This is a genomic window from Bradyrhizobium sp. BRP19 (assembly GCF_020194195.1).
GTDB lineage: Bacteria > Pseudomonadota > Alphaproteobacteria > Rhizobiales > Xanthobacteraceae > Bradyrhizobium > Bradyrhizobium yuanmingense.
In genome coordinates this window covers 212,000-230,146 of record NZ_JADYVZ010000002.1, presented here as the reverse complement: position 1 = coordinate 230,146, position 18,147 = coordinate 212,000, and the positions used below count along the sequence as shown (strand labels likewise).

19 protein-coding genes are annotated in these 18,147 nt (G+C 65.1%); 9 read left to right on the top strand and 10 right to left on the bottom strand.

The features are described from left to right. Positions 1–24 precede the first annotated feature (24 nt). Positions 25–1,053: an AraC family transcriptional regulator gene (locus tag I6F36_RS06750; RefSeq protein WP_128261788.1), complete on the bottom strand. Its 1,029-nt coding sequence runs from the start codon at positions 1,051–1,053 to the stop codon at positions 25–27. Between the two features lie 111 nt (positions 1,054–1,164). On the opposite strand from I6F36_RS06750, the gene I6F36_RS06745 reads away from it, so the two are divergent. The 4 genes from I6F36_RS06745 to I6F36_RS06730 are packed head-to-tail and all read left to right on the top strand — an operon-like array spanning position 1,165 to position 6,887. Continuing rightward, complete coding sequence (locus tag I6F36_RS06745) at positions 1,165–2,337, top strand: isovaleryl-CoA dehydrogenase (protein WP_225171184.1); 1,173 nt, start codon at positions 1,165–1,167, stop codon at positions 2,335–2,337. Between the two features lie 24 nt (positions 2,338–2,361). After that, entirely contained in the window at positions 2,362–3,966 is a 1,605-nt protein-coding gene (locus tag I6F36_RS06740) for a carboxyl transferase domain-containing protein (RefSeq protein ID WP_225171183.1), read from the top strand. Between the two features lie 4 nt (positions 3,967–3,970). Further along, a complete protein-coding gene (locus tag I6F36_RS06735; protein ID WP_225171182.1) occupies positions 3,971–5,974 on the top strand; it encodes an acetyl/propionyl/methylcrotonyl-CoA carboxylase subunit alpha in 2,004 nt (667 codons plus the stop codon). 1 nt (position 5,975) lies between these two features. After that, positions 5,976–6,887, top strand: a complete 912-nt coding sequence (locus I6F36_RS06730) for a hydroxymethylglutaryl-CoA lyase (RefSeq protein WP_225171181.1) — start codon at positions 5,976–5,978, stop codon at positions 6,885–6,887. A 105-nt stretch (positions 6,888–6,992) separates the two neighbouring features. On the opposite strand, the gene I6F36_RS06725 is transcribed toward I6F36_RS06730, so the two are convergent. The 4 genes from I6F36_RS06725 to I6F36_RS06710 form a co-directional block, all read right to left on the bottom strand. Then, the gene (locus tag I6F36_RS06725) at positions 6,993–7,919 is read right to left on the bottom strand and encodes a dihydrodipicolinate synthase family protein (protein WP_225171180.1); all 927 of its coding nucleotides are present in this window, start codon (positions 7,917–7,919) and stop codon (positions 6,993–6,995) included. Between the two features lie 73 nt (positions 7,920–7,992). Then, positions 7,993–8,976, bottom strand: a complete 984-nt coding sequence (locus I6F36_RS06720; protein ID WP_225156062.1) for a TRAP transporter substrate-binding protein — start codon at positions 8,974–8,976, stop codon at positions 7,993–7,995. A gap of 18 nt (positions 8,977–8,994) precedes the next feature. Next, on the bottom strand, positions 8,995–10,260 hold the full coding sequence (locus I6F36_RS06715; protein ID WP_225140745.1) for a TRAP transporter large permease: 1,266 nt from the start codon (positions 10,258–10,260) through the stop codon (positions 8,995–8,997). Then, the gene (locus I6F36_RS06710) at positions 10,260–10,868 is read right to left on the bottom strand and encodes a TRAP transporter small permease (RefSeq protein ID WP_225171372.1); all 609 of its coding nucleotides are present in this window, start codon (positions 10,866–10,868) and stop codon (positions 10,260–10,262) included. The genes I6F36_RS06715 and I6F36_RS06710 overlap by 1 nt, the downstream gene beginning before the upstream one ends. Positions 10,869–11,095: 227 nt before the next feature. Between I6F36_RS06710 and I6F36_RS06705 the strand changes: the two genes are divergently transcribed. After that, positions 11,096–11,779 (top strand): GntR family transcriptional regulator, encoded by a 684-nt coding sequence (locus I6F36_RS06705; protein WP_225113629.1) that lies wholly within the window; start codon positions 11,096–11,098, stop codon positions 11,777–11,779. 103 nt (positions 11,780–11,882) lie between these two features. Here the strand turns inward: I6F36_RS06705 and I6F36_RS06700 are convergent, their stop codons facing one another. Genes I6F36_RS06700 through dctP form a run of 3 tightly spaced genes read right to left on the bottom strand, consistent with a single transcriptional unit; the run spans position 11,883 to position 14,811 of the window. Further along, the gene (locus I6F36_RS06700; RefSeq protein ID WP_057029144.1) at positions 11,883–13,241 is read right to left on the bottom strand and encodes a TRAP transporter large permease; all 1,359 of its coding nucleotides are present in this window, start codon (positions 13,239–13,241) and stop codon (positions 11,883–11,885) included. Then, entirely contained in the window at positions 13,238–13,792 is a 555-nt protein-coding gene (locus tag I6F36_RS06695) for a TRAP transporter small permease (protein ID WP_225136783.1), read from the bottom strand. Before I6F36_RS06695 ends, I6F36_RS06700 begins: the two co-directional genes overlap by 4 nt. Beyond that, entirely contained in the window at positions 13,789–14,811 is a 1,023-nt protein-coding gene (gene dctP, locus I6F36_RS06690; RefSeq protein WP_225125469.1) for a TRAP transporter substrate-binding protein DctP, read from the bottom strand. Before dctP ends, I6F36_RS06695 begins: the two co-directional genes overlap by 4 nt. Before the next feature lie 327 nt (positions 14,812–15,138). On the opposite strand from dctP, the gene I6F36_RS06685 reads away from it, so the two are divergent. Next, positions 15,139–15,384: a pentapeptide MXKDX repeat protein gene (locus tag I6F36_RS06685; protein ID WP_035999609.1), complete on the top strand. Its 246-nt coding sequence runs from the start codon at positions 15,139–15,141 to the stop codon at positions 15,382–15,384. A 120-nt stretch (positions 15,385–15,504) separates the two neighbouring features. Here the strand turns inward: I6F36_RS06685 and I6F36_RS06680 are convergent, their stop codons facing one another. Further along, entirely contained in the window at positions 15,505–15,852 is a 348-nt protein-coding gene (locus I6F36_RS06680) for a DUF6481 family protein (protein ID WP_036027966.1), read from the bottom strand. Positions 15,853–16,115: 263 nt separating this feature from the next. On the opposite strand from I6F36_RS06680, the gene I6F36_RS06675 reads away from it, so the two are divergent. The 3 genes from I6F36_RS06675 to I6F36_RS06665 all read left to right on the top strand — a co-directional run bounded on the left by I6F36_RS06675 (position 16,116) and on the right by I6F36_RS06665 (position 17,599). Further along, positions 16,116–16,352 (top strand): hypothetical protein, encoded by a 237-nt coding sequence (locus I6F36_RS06675; RefSeq protein ID WP_225171179.1) that lies wholly within the window; start codon positions 16,116–16,118, stop codon positions 16,350–16,352. Positions 16,353–16,428: 76 nt separating this feature from the next. After that, positions 16,429–16,665 carry a hypothetical protein gene (locus I6F36_RS06670; protein ID WP_225112820.1) on the top strand — a complete coding sequence of 79 codons (237 nt, stop codon included), beginning with the start codon at positions 16,429–16,431 and terminating at the stop codon, positions 16,663–16,665. A gap of 172 nt (positions 16,666–16,837) precedes the next feature. Then, positions 16,838–17,599 (top strand): hypothetical protein, encoded by a 762-nt coding sequence (locus tag I6F36_RS06665; RefSeq protein WP_036028017.1) that lies wholly within the window; start codon positions 16,838–16,840, stop codon positions 17,597–17,599. Between the two features lie 284 nt (positions 17,600–17,883). Here the strand turns inward: I6F36_RS06665 and I6F36_RS06660 are convergent, their stop codons facing one another. Then, on the bottom strand, positions 17,884–18,045 hold the full coding sequence (locus I6F36_RS06660; protein ID WP_035999590.1) for a hypothetical protein: 162 nt from the start codon (positions 18,043–18,045) through the stop codon (positions 17,884–17,886). Positions 18,046–18,147 lie beyond the last annotated feature (102 nt).

Genomic DNA, 18,147 nt, shown 5'->3' with positions numbered 1-18,147 from the left:
AAGTCTGAATCTCAGAAAAGCGCCTCAGCGATACCGCCCCCGAAACTCGCGCGGGGAGGTGCCGGTCCAGGTCCGAAAGGCCCGCGAAAAGCTCTTCTCGTTGCGGAAGCCGGCGATCTCGGCGATGCGCTTGATCGGCGTGCGGCCGCGCATCAGCTCCTGTTTGGCCAGCTCGAATTTCGCCTCCTCCTTGAGATCGCGCAGCGAGGTGGACTCCTCGCGCAGGCGGCGATGCATTGTGCGGGTTGATAGCGCGAGCTCGCGCGCGACGTCCTCGGCGCCGAGGACCCGTCCGCGCGCTTCGCGCAGCACGCGGCGGACGCGCTCGACCAGCAGGCGGTCGCGCCGGTACGGCAGCACGGTGAGCCGGAGCGCGCCCTTGAGCATGTTGTCGAGATCGGCCGCGCTGCGCGTCAGCGGTAGCGACAGATAGTGCTTGTCGAAGACGATGGCCGCGCGGTCCGCGTCGAAGCGGACGCTCCGGCAAAAGATGGTCGGATAGACCGAGACGTGGCCGGGCTCTGAGTAAGGAAACTCAGCCGCGCGGAGCGCGATCTGGGAGTCGACAGCCCAGCATGAGAAGCCGAGCACGTAGCGGAACAGCGTGACGAGGCAGAACTCGCGGAAGGGTCCGAGGTCACGGAGCTGACGGATCGACACGACGGCGGTCTCTTCGCCAACCTCGAGATCGAGCAGCACATCCTCTGTGACCAAGCGGTGATGCCGGCACCAGCGCTTGAGCGCGACCTCCAGCGTCGGTGCGGTGATCGAGGCCCGGCACAGCATGCCGTAGGTGCCCCATGGCAGCCGGCGCGAGAACCAGCCAAGCGCCTCGTCATCGAGCTCGCGCATGGCATGGCCCGCCAGCGCTTCGAACTGGGCCGCGGTCACACGCCCATCAGGAGAATTCACAAGCTCCGGCGCGACCTGACCCCGGCTCAAGGCTTCGGCGGGATCGCGGCCGTAATGCTCGTACGCGGCCACCACGCCGCGGACGAAGGCGGCGGGCGTGACGGCGCGGCGCGGAATCGCGGTGGCGGCTTGAAAAGGCATCGGAATTCCTTTCGGAAATCCTCGCCAAGTTTGGCGGAAAATGCAACCTTTTCGACTGCAAGAGGGCCGGGACCGGGCTAGTTTCGGAGCCCAAAATACGGAGGACTCGCCTTGAACATCCCGAGCATCGATTTCGATCTGGGCGAAGACATCAGCCTGCTGCGCGACACCGTTCGTTCGTTCGTGGAGGCGGAGATCACCCCGCGTGCCGCCGAGATCGAAAAGGCTAATCTTTTCCCCGCAGATCTCTGGAAGCGCTTCGGCGACCTCGGCCTGCTCGGCATGACCGCGCCGGAGCAATATGGCGGCTCCAATATGGGCTATCTCGCCCATATCGTCGCCATGGAGGAGATCTCGCGCGGCTCGGCGGCCGTGGGCCTGTCCTACGGCGCCCATTCCAATCTTTGCGTCAACCAGATCCGCCGCAACGGCAATGACGCGCAGCGGCAGCGTTATCTGCCGAAGCTGATCTCAGGCGAATATGTCGGTGCGCTCGCGATGTCCGAGCCGGGCGCCGGCTCCGACGTGGTCTCGATGAAGCTGCGCGCCGACAAGCGCGGCGACCGCTACGTGCTCAACGGCTCCAAGATGTGGATCACAAACGGCGGCGATGCCGACGTGCTGGTGGTCTATGCCAAGTCCGATCCGGAGGCCGGGCCGCGCGGCATGACCGCGTTCCTGGTCGAGAAGGGTTTTAAGGGCTTCACACACGGCCAGCATCTGGACAAGCTCGGCATGCGCGGGTCCAACACCTATCCGCTGTTCTTCGACGATTGTGAGGTGCCGGAGGAGAATGTGATGGGCAAGGTGGGCGAGGGCGTCAAGGTGCTGATGTCCGGCCTCGATTATGAGCGCGCGGTGCTCTCGGGCGGGCCGCTCGGCATCATGGCGGCCTGCATGGACGCAGTGGTGCCCTACATGCACGAGCGCAAGCAGTTCGGCCAGCCGATCGGCGACTTCCAGCTGATGCAGGGCAAGCTCGCCGACATGTATGCGACCTGGCAGGCCACGCGCGCCTATGTCTATGCGGTGGGCCGCGCCTGCGACCGCGCCGACCACGCGCGCACCCTGCGCAAGGACGCGGCTGCTGCGATCCTCTATTCCGCGGAGAAGGCAACGTGGATGGCGGGCGAAGCAATCCAGGCGCTGGGCGGGGTCGGCTATACCTCCGAATTCCCGGTCGGGCGCCTGTGGCGCGATGCAAAGCTCTACGAGATCGGCGCGGGCACCTCGGAGGTGCGCCGCATGCTGATCGGCCGCGAGCTGATGGCCGAGACGGCTTAAGTCCTTCACCCCATTGGAATCACCATGCCGCTTCATTCCAGCATCGATCCGTCGTCATCAGATTTTGCGCGCAATTCCGAGGCCATGCGCGGCCTCGTCGTCGATTTGCGCGAAAAGCTTGCCCAAGTTGCCGGCGGCGGCGGCGAAGCCTCGCGCAAGCGCCACACCGCGCGCGGCAAGATGCTGGCGCGTGAGCGGGTCGACCTCCTGGTCGATCCCGGCACCTCGTTCCTGGAGCTGTCGCCGCTCGCAGCCTATGGCCTCTATGGCGGTGACGTGCATTCGGCCAGCGTCGTCACTGGCGTTGGGCGCATCTCGGGCCGCGAATGCGTGATCGTCGCCAACGATGCCACCATCAAGGGCGGCACCTACTACCCGATGACGGTGAAGAAGCATCTGCGCGCGCAGGACATTGCGCGGCAGAACAATCTGCCCTGCGTCTACATGGTGGATTCCGGCGGCGCCTTCCTGCCGCTGCAGGACGAGATCTTTCCGGACGAGCGGCACTTCGGCCGCATCTTCTACAATCAGGCGCAGATGTCGTCGCAGGGCATTCCGCAGATCGCGATCGTGATGGGCTCCTGCACCGCTGGCGGTGCCTATGTGCCGGCGATGTCGGACGAGAGCATCATCGTGCGCAACCAGGGCACCATCTTCCTCGGCGGCCCGCCACTGGTGAAGGCCGCGACCGGCGAGGTCGTCAGTGCGGAGGAGCTCGGCGGCGCCGACGTGCATTCGCGGCAGTCCGGCGTGACCGATCACTACGCCCAGAACGATGCGCATGCGATCGGCATCGCCCGGCGTATCGTCGGCACGCTCAAGCCTTCCGTGCGGCCGAACCTGAACATGCATAAGCCGCGCGATCCGCTGTTCGCGGCGGAGGAAATCTACGGCGTGGTGCCGGTCGACGGCCGCAAGCCGTTCGACGTGCGCGATATCATCGCGCGCATCGTCGACGGCTCGGAGTTCGACGAGTTCAAGAAACTCTATGGCACGACGCTGGTGTGCGGATTCGCCCATATCTGGGGCTATCCGGTCGGCATCATCGCCAACAACGGCATTCTCTTCAGCGAGAGTTCGCTGAAGGGTGCGCATTTCATCGAGCTGTGCTGTCAGCGCGGCATTCCCCTGGTATTCCTGCAGAACATCACCGGCTTCATGGTCGGCAAGAAGTACGAGGCGGGCGGCATCGCGCGCGACGGCGCCAAGTTGGTGACGGCGGTCGCGACCGCCTCGGTGCCGAAGTTCACCGTCGTGATCGGCGGCTCCTACGGCGCCGGCAATTACGGCATGTGCGGCCGCGCCTACGCGCCGCGCTTCCTCTGGATGTGGCCGAACGCGCGCATCTCGGTGATGGGCGGCGAGCAGGCCTCGATGGTGCTGAGCCAGGTCCGGCGCGACAATATCGAAGCCAAGGGCGACAGCTGGTCCAGGGAAGAGGAAGATAAATTCCGCGAGCCCATTCGCGCGCAATATGAGAGCCAGGGCCACCCGTACTACGCGACCGCGCGGCTGTGGGACGACGGCGTGATCGATCCGGCCGACACGCGTCTCGTGCTCGGCCTTGGCCTCTCGGCGGCATCGAATGCGCCGCTCGAGCCGACGAAATTCGGCCTGTTCAGGATGTGATGTGATGGACCGCTCAAAACTCTACCGGCGTTTCCGCACGCTCCTGATCGCCAACCGCGGCGAGATCGCCTGCCGCGTCATCCGCACCGCCCGTGCGATGGGCCTGCGCACGGTCGCGATCTATTCCGAGGCCGATCGCGAGGCGATGCATGTCGCGCTCGCCGATGAGGCCGTATTGCTCGGGCCCGCCCGCGCCCGCGACAGCTATCTCAATATCGAGCGCTTGATCGAGGCCGCGCGCAAGACCGGAGCGGAGGCCGTGCATCCCGGCTACGGCTTCCTCTCCGAGAATGCCGAGTTCGCGCAGGCTTGTTATGACGCCGGCCTCGTCTTCGTCGGGCCGACCGCCGGGATGATGACGGCAATGGGCTCGAAATCCGGCTCGAAAGAGCTGATGGAGAAGGCCGGCGTGCCGCTGGTATCAGGCTATCACGGCGAGGCCCAGGACGAGGCGACGCTCGCCAAGGCGGCGGACAAGATCGGCTTTCCCGTGCTGGTGAAGGCCTCCGCCGGTGGCGGCGGGCGCGGCATGCGCATCGTGCGGTCCGCCGATGAGTTGGCGCCGGCGATCGTCAGCGCCAAGCGCGAGGCCAAGGCCGCCTTCGGCGACGACCGCATGTTGATCGAGAAGTACGTCGACAATCCCCGGCATATCGAGGTGCAGATCATCGGCGACAGCCATGGCAATCTGCTCTCGCTGTTCGAGCGCGAATGCACGCTCCAGCGCCGGCATCAGAAGGTGATCGAGGAGGCGCCATCACCGACGCTCAATGCGGCGCAGCGCGAAACCGTCTGCGCCGCCGCGCGAAAAGCGGCGGGCGCGGTGAACTATGTCGGGGCCGGCACCATCGAGTTCGTCTCCGACGGCAAGGACGTGTTCTTCATCGAGATGAATACGCGTCTGCAGGTCGAGCATCCCGTGACCGAGCTGATCACGGGTGTCGACCTCGTCGAATGGCAGCTGCGCGTCGCCTTTGGCGAGGCGCTGCCCTTGAAGCAGGACGAGATCACGCTCAACGGCCATGCCGTCGAGGCGCGCGTCTACGCCGAGAACCCGACCAAGAACTTCATGCCGTCGGTCGGCAGGATCTCGACCTGGCGGTTGCCGGCGGAAACCGGGGGCTTGCGCATCGACGCCGGCTATCGCGAGGGCGATACGGTCTCGCCGTATTATGACGCCATGCTTGCCAAGGTGATCGCGTGGGCGCCGACGCGGGACGTCGCGATCGAGCGGCTGAACCGCGGGCTGGAGGAGTCCGACGTCCGCGGCATCGTCACCAACATCCCGTTCCTGTCGGCGCTGATGACGCATCCGAAGGTGCGGGCGAATGCGATCGACACCGGCTTCATCGAGCGCGAGCTGGCGGTGCTGACCGCGGCGGCGCCTGCGCCTGGAGAGCTCGAGCTCTGCGCCGCAGTTGCCGCCATCGTCAACGAGGAGCGGCAGACCGCGCATGCGGAGGCGAGTTCGCCCTGGCAGACCTTCGGCTGGCAGCCGGTCGGTCGCCGCCAGCGCAGCTTTGCCTTCCGTGTCGGCCATGGTCCGGAGCAGAAGATCGCGCTGAACTATGGCAGCGGACCGTCGACGCTGGTGATCGGCGACCGCGAGCTGGCGTTCACGATCGCAGCGAAGGATGGGGGCTTCGATCTGACGCTCGACGGCGTCAAATCGTCGGTGGCAGCGGTCATCGATGGCCATGAGCTGTACCTGCGCACGCGCAACGGCCGCTTCGACCTGCATTGGGTGGATCCGTTCGGAGGCGAGAGCGAGGAGCATGTCGGCGAGGACAAGATCGCAGCACCCTTGCCGGGCACGGTGGTTGCCGTGCTGGCCGAGGAGGGGGCCGAGCTGGAGAAGGGCGCGCCGATCCTCACGCTGGAAGTGATGAAGATGGAGCAGACGCTGCGCGCGCCCTATGCCGGCGTGCTGAAATCTATCAAGTGCAAGGTCGGCGACATCGTGCAGGAGGGCGTCGAGCTCGCTATGGTCGAACCTGCAGGGGAATGAGATGAGCGATCCGGTCCGCATCATCGAAATGGGGCCGCGCGACGGCCTTCAGAACGAGAAGACGTCCGTCAGCGTCGAGGCGCGCATCGCCTTCATCGAGGCGCTCGTGGCGGCCGGGCTGGATACCGTGGAGGTCGGCGCCTTCGTCTCGCCCAAGGCTATCCCGCAGATGGCAAGCTCGGATGCCGTGCTGCGCGGCGTCGCGCATGTGAAGGGCGCCGAATTCCACGTGCTGGTGCCGAACGAGAAAGGCTATGACGCCGCGCGTGCCGCGGGCGCGAAAGTGGTCTCCGTGTTCGCGGCGGCCTCCGAGGGGTTTTCCCGGGCGAACATCAACTGCACGATTGCGGAGTCCATCGAGCGCTTCAAGCCGGTGCTGGCGCGCGCGAGGGAGGATGGCGTCAAGGTGCGCGGCTATATCTCCTGCGTGCTGGGCTGTCCGTTCGATGGCGAGATCAAGCCGAAGGCGGTCGCCGATCTCGCGCGCACGCTGTTCGAGCTCGGCTGCTACGAGATCTCGCTCGGCGACACAATCGGTGTCGGCACGCCAGCCAAGGCCAAGGAGATGCTGCGCGCGGTTGCGGCCCACATTCCCGCAGCCAGGCTCGCGATGCATTTCCACGACACTTACGGCCAGGCGCTCGCCAACCTCTATGCGGGCCTGGAGGAGGGCGTCCGCGTCATCGACGCCGCTGCCGGCGGGCTCGGCGGCTGTCCCTATGCGCCGGGCGCGACGGGGAACGTCGCGACCGAGGACGTCGTCTACATGCTGGAGGGTATGGGCGTCAGGACGGGTGTCGATATGGAGAAGCTGCTGGCGGCGACGAACGCGATGAGCGGCGTGCTCGGCAAGCCGCCCGTGAGCCGCGTGGCCTCCGCGCTGAACGCGAAGAAGAAGCGGGCTGTCTCCTAGTTCTCCGTCATTGCGAGCGAAGCGAAGCAATCCAGAGTCTTTCCGCTGAGGCGGTCTGGATTGCTTCGTCGCAAGGGCTCCTCGCAATGACGACCGAGAGAGTTTTCAAGCCGCCTTCAGCCCGACATCCGGCAGGCGCGGGCGGTTCTTCAGCGCCTTGGCCATCAGGGCCTCGACCTCGGCCTTTTCCTGCGGCAGCAGTGCCAGGCGGGGCGGGCGGGTCAGGGCGGTGCCGCGGCCCATGATGTGCTCGCACAGCTTGATGCACTGGACGAGGTCCGGGCGGGCATCGAGATGCAGGAGCGGCATGAACCATTCGTAGAGCGGCATCGCCTCGGCGAAGCGCCCTGCCTTGGCGAGGCGGAACAGCGTCTCGCCCTCGCGCGGGAAGGCGTTGGACATGCCGGAGACCCAGCCGACGGCGCCCATCGCGACGCTCTCGACGATGACGTCGTCGAGACCTGCGAACAGCACGAAGCGATCGCCGACCATGTTGCGGGTGTCGATGAAGCGCCTGGTGTCGCCGGAGGAATCCTTGAAGCAGACCACGGTCTCGACGTCGGCGAGCGAGGCCAGGATATCGGGCGTAACGTCGTTCTTGTAGATCGGCGGGTTGTTGTAGAGCATCACGGGAAGGTCAGTCGCGGAGGCAACGGCGCGGAAATGCGCGGCGGTCTCGTGCGGCTTGGAGGAATAGACCAGCGCCGGCATCACCATGACGCCGTCGATGCCGATTCGTGCGGCTTCCTTCGCGGTCTCCACCGCAAACGCGGTGGTGAATTCGGCGATGCCGCACAGCACGGGCACGCGGCCCTTCGCGACCGACTTCGCCGCTTCCATGATCGCGACCTTCTCCTTGCGCTCGAGCGAGGTGTTCTCGCCGACCGAGCCGCAGACGATCAGGCCGGAGACGCCGTCGCGGATCAATCCGTCCATCACCCTGGCGGTTGCGTCGATGTCGAGCGAGAGATCGTCGTGGAATTGGGTGGTGACGGCCGGGAAGACGCCTTCCCAGGCAACGCGGCGGCTCATGGTTTGACTCCAGGGGTATGTGCCGGCGGGGGGCTGGAGCCGCCGGCTCTTGTGGAAGGGATGGGGAACGGGATCAGAGCGTCGCGCCGACCTTGCGCAGCTCGGCGAGGACGGGGGCCTTGGGCAGCCAGATCTTGTCGAACTCGGCAATCACGGCCTCGGTGTCCTTGGCGTCGACCTGGCGGATCGGGATCGGTGCTTTCTTGAAATTCTCGATCAGCGTGGGCTCGTTGCCGGCGAGCTCGTCGATCTGCGCGTCCAGCGTCGTCTTGATCGTTTTCGTGACCAGCTCGCGATCGGCGGCGGGCAGCGATTGCCAGACGCGGCCGGAGACGACCGCGGCCATCGGCATGAAGACGGCGTTCATCTGCAGGATCACCTTCGACACCTTGTCGAAGCGCTGGTTCCAGGAGAACTCGAGATCGGCTTCGAGGCCGTCGACCTGGCCGTTGGCCATGGCGTCGAACACTTGCGGCGTCGGGATCGGCGTCGGCGCCGCGCCGAGCGAGGAATAGAAGTCGCGATAGACCGGCGTCGGGTTGATGCGCAGCTTCATGCCCTTGATGTCGGCGAGCGTGTTCAGGTCCTTGGAGGAGAACACCGCGCGCATTCCAGTGATGCCCCAGCCGAGCCCGATCGTGCCGGTCTCCTGCGGCAGCACCTCGAACAGCTTCACCGCCGCCGGATGCCGCACGAACTTGGCCACCGCCGGCGTCGAGCGCACGATGTAGGGCGCGTTGATTGCGGCGATGTGCGGCACACGCGAGCCGAGCTCAGCGGCCTGGATGAAGCCCATGTCGAGCGCGCCGGACTGCAATTGCTGCATCATCGCGGTCTCGTTGCCGAGCTGGCCGGCGTGGAAGACGGTCAAGGTCAGGCGGCCGTTGGTGGCGGCCTTGAGCTCGTCACCGAATTTGAGCGCGGCCTTGTTCCAGGAATGGCCGTTCGGCGTGATCAGGCCGAGACGGAATTCCTTGGCCTGGGCGAGCGCCAGCGACGGGGCGAACACCGAGGCGGCGGCACTGGCGGCGAGAAAGTGGCGGCGTGAAAGCGGCATCGTGGGACTCCTTTGGGCCTATTTGACGAGGATCAGCGAGAGCGATGGGTACAGCGAGAGCAGCACCAGGAGGATGCAGGCGATGACGAAGAAGGGCAGCGTCACCATGAACATCCTGCCGGGCTTGGCGCCGGTGACGGCGGCCGCGACGAAGAAGCAAAGCCCGACCGGCGGCGACAAAAGGCCGAGCACGAGGTTGATCACCACGACGACGCCGAATTGCCGGGGGTCGATGTGATAGATCTCGGTTGCGACCGGCAGCAGGATCGGCACCGTCATGATCAAGCCGGGAATGCCGTCGATGACAGTGCCGATCAGCAGCAGGATGACGTTGCAGATCAGCATGAAGCTGACCGGATCCTTGGCGACGGTCTGGATCCAGGCGGCGGTCTCCTGCGGCACCTTGCCGAAGATCAGCACCCAGGAGAACACCGCGGCGGCTGCGACCAGAAACAGCACGATCGCCGAATAGATCGCGCTGCGCAGCATCATCTGCGGCAGCTGCGAGAACTTGAATTCCTTGGTCCAGAACTTTCCGACCACGGCCGCAGCCACCGCGCCGACGGCCGCGGATTCCGTCGCATTGGCGAGGCCGCCGAGGATGGTGCCGACGATGACGATCGGGATCAGCAGCGTCGGCGAGGTCCGCAGGATCGTCATGACGCGCTGGCGCGGCGTCTGATAGTCGGCGCGCGGATAGTTGTAGATGTAGCCCATCAGCGCGATGACGAGGCAGAACATCACGGTGAGGATCACGCCCGGGACGATGCCGGCGATCAGCATGTCGCTGACCGAGACCTGCGCCAGCACGCTGTAGACCACGAACATCACCGAGGGCGGGATGATCGGGCCGAGCATGCCGCCATAGGCGGTCAGGCCGGCCGCGAAGGTCTTGTCGTAGCCCTTCTTCTCCATCTCGGGGACCATGATCTGCGCCATGATCGCGACCTGCGCGGTCGCCGATCCCAGGATGGACGAGATGAACATGTTGGCGAGGATGTTGACGTAGGCGAGCCCACCCTTGAGCGAGCCGACGAAGGCCATCGCCATGTCGACGATGCGCCGCGTGATGCCGCCGCCATTCATGATCTCGCCGATCAGGATGAAGAGCGGGATTGCGATCAGGCCGTAGCTGTCGACGCCGCCGAACAGCTGCAGCGGATAGGACTGGAACAGCACCGGGTTGCCCGAGGCGGCGATGTAGACGAGGCCGGCGAGGCAGAGGCAGAGGCCGATCGGCACGCCGACCAGCATGAAGGCCATGAAGGCTGCTGACGTGATCATCAATTGACCCCGTCGAGCTCGGAGAGCTGGAAGCCCTTCGGCGGCGTGCGCGGGACCAGCTCGAGATCTTCCAGCAGGTTGGCGAGACCATGTACGGTCATCGACACCGCGAAGATCGGCAGCGTCAGATAGAGCACCCAGGTCGGCCAGTTCAGCGTCTGCGTGCGCTCGGTGTAGAGGAAGTTGAAGGTCTCGGCGGCGAGCTTACGCCCGTCGAAGCCGGCGCGGGCGAGGCCCACCGGGTCCATCCAGAGCACGCAGGTGACGATCAGGGCGATGCCGAACACCACGACGAGGCCGGTCGAGATCACTTTTGCAAATTTCTGGTGCTGAGCGGACAATCGCTCCGTCAGCATCGTCACCGCAAAATCGAGCCGCAGCCGCGTCATCGCGGATGCCCCGATGAAGGTCAGCCAGACCACGCAATAGACGGCGGATTCATCGATCCAGTAGATCGGGAAATGCGAGTAGCGGGTGACGACGTTCACCAGGATCAGACCGGTGAGCAGGTACATCAGGCCCATCAGCGCGAGCCGCTCGCAGGCCAGCAGGGCACTCGACATCCGGACGATCATGCGTCGGAGGCTGAGTGCGCGCGTGGCCGGCATGGTCTGCTCGATCATGAAAGAGGCCCCAACCCCCTGAAGATTTGTCGTGCGATTGCCAAATGTATAATTTATACATTTTGGGAGTCAAACGAAGTTTGCGGTCATTTCGGCGGCAGGGCGCGCGTTTGCTGGGCACTATGCGGCGCCCCGGCTTTTGCCGGGCAGCTCGACACGCAAGACAGGGACCGCGTCGGCCGCGCGAGTCGGGAAGGACATCGGACGATCAGATGAAACAGCCTCTGAAGCATCGCACCCTGTCGGCCGCGATCGTCGACCAGCTCCGCCAGGCAATTCTCGACGGCACTTATCCGGCCGGATCGCAGCTGCGCCAGGACGCGTTGGGCGAAGCCTATGGCGTCAGCCGCATCCCGGTGCGCGAGGCGCTGTTCCAGCTCGAGGCGGAAGGCTTGGTGCGCATCGTGCCGCAGAAGGGCGCCATCGTCTCGGAGCTGTCGCTGGACGAAATCAATGACGTGTTCGACCTCCGCCGTATCCTGGAGCCGCGGCTGCTGGCGCAGTCGGCGCCGCGCTTCACCGCGCAGGATTTCGACGGGCTCGACGACATCCACCGGAGCTTCGAGAAGGCGATCAAGGCGCGCAACGTCAGTGAGTGGGGCCAGCTCAATGCCGACTTCCACATGGCGCTCTACGTCCACGCCCCGCAGCCGCGCACGCGCGCGATCGTGCTGTCGCTGCTGCAGACCAGCGACCGCTACACGCGGCTACAACTCTCCAACACCAAGTCGATGGGCATTGCCGAGAAGGAGCACGCCCATCTGATCGCGCTCTGTCGTGCGCAGAAAGTAGAGGAGGCCTGCCGCTTCCTGGAGCGGCACATCGAGGCCGTGCGCAAAGACCTGCTGCAGGTGGTGGCGAACGCGCCGAAGTCGCGGCGGAAGGAGAAATCGTAGGGTGGGTTAGCCGAAGTCGTAACCCACCGCTGTTCGTCGCCGCTGCGACAGAAGACGTGGATTACGCCTTCGGCTAATCCACCCTACAGGCCGGCGATCGCTTCTACCTGCTCCCGTCCGGCCCCATCACGAGGTCCGGCAGCCAGGTCGAAATCCCCGGCACCAGGCACAGCAGCAGCACTGCAAGCATCATCAAGAGCACGAAGGGCAGCGTACCCCAGATCACCTCGCGCAGGGGAATATCGGGCGCGACGTTGCGGATGACGAAGATGTTGAGGCCGACCGGCGGGTGGATCAGCCCCATCTCCATCACGATGGTCATGACGACGCCGAACCAGATGATGTCGAAATTGGCGGCGCGGAGCGGCGGCAGGATGATCGGTGCCGTCATCAGGATGATCGAGACCGGCGGCAGGAAGAAGCCGAGCACCACGACCATGACGAGGATCGCGAACAGCAGCTCCCAGCGCGGCAGGTGCATCGCAACGATGGATTCGGCGACCGATTGCGAGATGTGCAGATAGCTCATCACGTAGGAATAGAGCAGCGACATGCCGATGATCATCATCAGCATGGTCGATTCCCGGATCGTCGACTTCATGATCGGCGCGAGGTCGCTCGGCCGCCACACGCTGTAAATTGCAGCGATCAGCGCCAGCGCGAGGAGGCCGCCGAGGCCCGCGGTCTCCGACGGCGTGGCGTAGCCGCCATAGAGCGCGACCATGACGCCGGTGAGCAGCAGCACGAAGGGGATCACGCGCGGCAGCACGCTGAAGCGTTCGGCGAGCGTGTACTCGTCACGATGCAAGATCGGAGCCTCCGGTTCGCCGTTCTTGTAAGCCACCTCGGCGGCGGCATATTCCTGGCGGAAGCGAACGACGGCATAGGCGCCGAATAGGAAGACCAACAGCAGGCCGGGACCGATGCCGGCGAGGAACAGGCGGCCGAGCGACTTCTCGGCGGCGACCGCGAACAGGATCATCGTGATCGAGGGCGGCAGCAGGATGCCGAGCGTGCCCCCCGCTGCGATGATGCCGGCGGCGAAGCCGCCGGAATAGCCGCGCTTGCGCATCTCGGGGATCCCGGCCGAGCCGATCGCCGAGCAAGTTGCCGGCGAAGACCCCGCCATCGCCGCGAACAGCGCGCAGGCGAACACGTTGGCAACGCCGAGGCCGCCGGGCACGCGGTGCAGCCAGGCATGCAGCGCCAGATAGAGATCCTGGCCGGCGCGGGACTTGCCGATCGCCGCGCCCTTCAGGATGAAGAGCGGGATCGACAACAGCGTGATCGAGGCCATCTCCTCGTAGACGTTCTGCGTCACCGTATCGAGCGAGGCCGAGGGCATGAAGATGGCCATGAACACCACCGCGACCGCGCCGAGCGCGAACGCAATGGGCATGCCCGAGAACATCACGAGCAGCGTCACGATGCCGTAGGCGACGCCGATACCGAAAACGCTCATGGCCGCTTGGCTCCGGCGAAAGGCAGCGCAAGCTGCACGAGGATCTGGATGCAGAGCAGGCTCATCCCCAGCGCCATCAGCGTGTAGGGAATGGCGAGCGGCGGCGACCACATCGAGTTCGAGACCTGGCCGTCGACATAGGCTTCGTGCGCCAGTGTCCACGACTTCCAGGTGAAGAAGGCGCAGAACAGGAACGTGGCGGCATCGACCAGCCAGAGCCGGACCTGGTTCGCGAATGGCGAGAGCAGGCCGACGAAGGCCTCGATGCCGATATGACCGCGGTTCTGCTGCACATAAGCCGCCGTCATGAAGGTCGCGCCGACCAGGAGGAATACGGCGGCCTCGTCCTGCCAGTAATTGGCCGCCTTGTATAAGGCGCGACTGAGCACGCTGTAGCTCAGGATTGCACAGGCCGCGACAAGTGCGATCGCGGCGAACACGACGATGATGCTGTTGAGGACGGCGAGACCGCGATCGATCGCCGCCGCAGGGCCGGTCCCCGCGGCAACGCTCGTCCGGTCGTCACGATCCGGAAGCGGACCGTGGCTCATGCTGCGACGTCGATGGCGAGCTTGAGCAGGTTTGCGGCGGTCGCGGTCTTGGCGCTGTAGTCCTTCCACGCGGTGTCGCGGGCGATGTCGCGCCATTTTCCGACGGTGGCGGCGTCGAGCGCCGAGACCTTGGCTCCGGCCTTCTCATAGACCTTGGCGACCTCGACGTCGTCATCCTGCGCGCCCTTGCGGCCGAAGGCTTCGAGCTCGGTGCCGACCGCGAGCAGGATGTCCTGATGGTTCTTCGGCAGCTTGTCGAAGATCGCCTTCGACATCATCAGCGGCTCGAGCATGAACCAATAGGAGGCGCCCGCGCCCGAGGTCAGCGACTTCGCGACCTCTTCCAGGCGGAACGAGATCAGGCTCGTCGAGGAGGTGATGCCGGCATCGCAGGCGCCGGTCTGCATCGCCGCGTAGATCTCGTTCGACGGGACCGACAACACCGAGGCGCCGGCGGTCTGCAGCACCATGTCCATCTCGCGCGAGCCGCCGCGCACCTTGAGGCCCTTGGCGTCCTCCGGGGCGACGATCGGCTTGGAACGGCTGGCAACGCCGCCGGCCTGCCAGACCCAGGTGAGCAGGATGATGCCCTTGTCGGCCAGGAAGTCGGTCAGCGCCTTGCCGACGGGCTCCTTCTTCCAGCGCAGACCCTGGTCGTAGTTGGTCACGAGGCCCGGCATCAGGCCGATATTGGTCTCCGGCACTTCGCCGCCGGCATAGGGCATCGGATAGAGGCTGATATCGAGCGCGCCCTTGCGCATGGCGGAGAACTGCGCGTTGGTCTTGATCAGCGAGGAGTTCGGATAGATCTCGGCGGCAATGTCGCCATTGCTGCGCTTACTCACTTCGGCGGCGAACATGCGGCACAGCCGGTCGCGGAAATCGCCCTTGTCGATAGTGCCGCCTGGGAACTGATGCGAGATCTTCAGCGTGGTCGCGGCCTGCGCGGTGCCGGTGCCGAAGCGGAGAATGGCAGGTGCCGCGACGGCGGTCGCGAGCAGATGGCGGCGCGTGAACATGATGTAATCCCCTTGGGCGTTTCTTTGGGCATTTCTCGGAGTGTTTTTGGCAGAGGTGATTTGAACTGGGTTCTTCGCGACCGCGGGGCCAATCCAAGCCGGTCTCCATCCGATGGTCTTTCATCTGATAGTTCGAGACAGAGTGCCGCGGCAAGTGCCGGTTGTGCTGCGCTGCAGCACATCCGATCCATGCGGGCTCGCCAATCAACGAGGGCGGCTGGCCGCAGAAATTTATCGATGGTCAGCGTAACAACGCCACACGGCTATCCGTCGAGACAGGATAGCGGCGTCCGTCGCTGACAAACAAATCACGAAGGAAGATGAACCATGACCATTCGCACCCGCATCGTGCTCGGCGTCTCGGCTGCCGCTCTCTCGCTAGGCCTCGCGTTTGCGCCGGCCGCCTTTGCTCAGGACAAGATGGGCAAGGATGATGGCATGATGAAAAAGGACACGATGTCCAAGGACGGCATGATGAAGAAGGACCACATGTCCAAGGACGACGGCATGAAGAAGGATCACATGTCGAAGGACGGCATGAAAAAGGACGACGGGATGATGAAGAAGAACTGATCCCGGGTCGTCATCGCGCAACGCCCCTTGGGCGGGCCGCGTCCTCTCGAATTCCGGCGGCATTTGAGGCCGCCGGAATGATGGCTCAGTTCAAGTTCAATTGAACGTGACCAGCGCGTTTTACTTGCGCTTAGCCTTGCGGGCGGCGTAGCGCGCATCGCGCTTGGCCTTCTGCTCGGCCTCGAGCGCAGCCTGCTTCTCGGCGGCTTCCTCGGCTTCCCGCGCGATCCGCGCAGCTTCGGCTGCCTTGGCCTCTTCCTCGAGGCGCTTCTGCTCAGCCTTTTCGGCCTCGCGCGCGGCCTTTGCCTCGGCGCGCTTGGCCGCGAGGGCCTCACGCTCGGCGCGCTTCGCCGCCACCGCGGGATCATCCGGCCCCGGCTGCGACTTGAACTTGTTCAAAAGATTTTTGCGGGCGTCCTGCGCCGCCTTTTGCCGGTCTGCAAAGCCGGGTTCCCTGAATCCACTCATCGACGAGCCTTGTCTTCCTCGCTTTCGATCCTACATCGGTGCCTGTTGGTAAGTCGGCTGGGCATAGCAGGCGCCACGCGACGCAGAAGCGTGTACATCGGCGCGCGTCGCGAAGCCACCCATAATCGCAGCCGATCAGGTCAACGAAAATCGCCCCCCGACGATCTCTCGTAGCCCGAAAAAACTGCCGAATTGTGATGTCCCTCATAAGGGAGCACATGGGCGACGCCTAGCGTCCGCCCCGTACGAGACGGAGCACGGGCATGACGATCTCAAGACCAAGCCTGAAGGCGCTCGCGATTGCCGTCGTCCTGGCAGGCGTGACCGGCGCCGCGCTGCTGCTGGCTCGTCCGCAGCCGGTTGAAAGTGCGGTCCTGGGAGCGGATTGGGAATGCACCCAGACCGCATTCGTGCTCACGAGTTGCGCACCGCGCGTTCAGGAGGCAATTCCGGCGGTCGAAACCTTGCGCAAGGATGCAATCCAGCAGACCCGGGGCTGAATTGGGCCGGACGATCGGGATGTGACGCGACGCCGCAGAGGTGGTAAAGCCAGCGCGCCAGCGTGACCAGACGGCCATGTCGAAGCCAGAGTCCAGATCCGAACTGGGCGAGGAGCCCCATCCTCGACCGAACCGTCAGCCCAAGCCTCCGTCCGGCGGCGACCGCCGCGGCGCGCTGGCAGGATTGATCATCGCGGTCGTGATCCTCGGCGTCGGCTGGTGGCTTGCCCGGGATCTGACGGCAGCCAGCAAGATGCAGGATTGTCTGATGTCCGGGCGAAGCAATTGCAATGTGATCGAGCCGGCTCGCTAGGCGCGCTCTACAGCATGGCCATGGGGCCGAAAAAATGCCCTGATCTTAATCATTTGTAACGGGACTTAGCCGATCAAGCAGGGCAGTGATTTCGGCCGGCATCAGCCCGGCGCGCGGCGATTCGCCGATCGCGCCCGGGATTCACGGCCATGAGAGCAGGGGGCGAGCACGCATGAGTGCGTCCAAACATCTGAAGATCTTCATTCCCTTGGTTTCGGCCACGTCGCTGCTCGCGCTGTCGGCGCAGGCGCAAGAGGCCAGGTCCCGGCAAGAGGTCGTCCAACCGCCGGCCGGGCCGGCAGCAGGCGCGCCGCCACAGGCCAATCCGCCCATGCGCAAGGGCCCTCCGCCGCAGCAAGCGACCAGGCCTGCGCAGCCCGGCGGTCAGCCCCATGCGGGTCACAACGCCGGCGGCCCGCCGCCCGGACGTCACGTCGCGCGCGGTCCTGCTCCCACACGTGATTGGGGTGGGCACACCTATCGCGGCAACCTTGCCTGGGAGGGTGGACGCTGGCGCCACGACGTCCGCCATGGCCGATCCGGCTGGTGGTGGGACGTTGGCGGCGTCTGGTATTATTATCCGCAGCGTATGGCCGGCCCGCCCGCCTACATTTCAGAGGACTATATCGACGACGTGCCGGTGGTCTACGCCCGGCCTCCGGTGGCCTATGCGCCGCCACCTCCGCCGCCGCCACCGCCGGCCGATCCCGGCGCCAGCGCGCTCGGCGGCGCGCTCGTCGGCGGCCTGCTGGGCGGACTGATCTCGGGCAATGCAACCGGGGCCGCCGCAGGCGCGGTTCTTGGCGGCGCGACGGGCGCGATTGCTGGCGCGACCGCAGCGTCCCAGCCCGGCTATTACTGGGCGCAGGGCACCTGCTACTACCGCTATCCGAACGGCCAATATGTGCAGGCCGATCCCCGCGCCTGCTATTGAGTTTTGCAGGCAGGATCGGACCATTGGAGGCGGGCTTCGGGCCCGCCTCATCCTTTTGCACGCCGGCGGTTGCTATGAATTGGCTCTGGTGCTCGTCGCCCCCTCACGTCAATTTCAAAGAAAAATGACGGGATGATTCGCGGGGGATGTGGTGCATGCTGGATGCCATCCAGATCAGCGTGGCGCTCTGGGCCATGATCGTTTGCGGCGGAATTAAACTCTCGCAGGCGTTGCCCTACCTGCTCTAAAACGGCGATCAGCTGGCAGGCCAATGCCTTGGTCGGTCAGGACACGAGCCAATCGAAGAATGCGATCGAGGCCCAGACCAGGCCCGCGATCCAGGCCACCATGACGACGCCGATGGTGCCGAGATAGGCGATGCCGAGCAGGTCCGCGCGATGTCGCTGCCTCGGGACGATGACTTCGGTTGCTGCTTTGCGTGTCATGACCGGACATCACCCATGAAGCCTGGACACGTAGTTTAGCGGAGATGTCGCGGACAGGCTGTGACGTGGTTCACAGACCGGTGCAGGAAGGCTGGTCGTTAC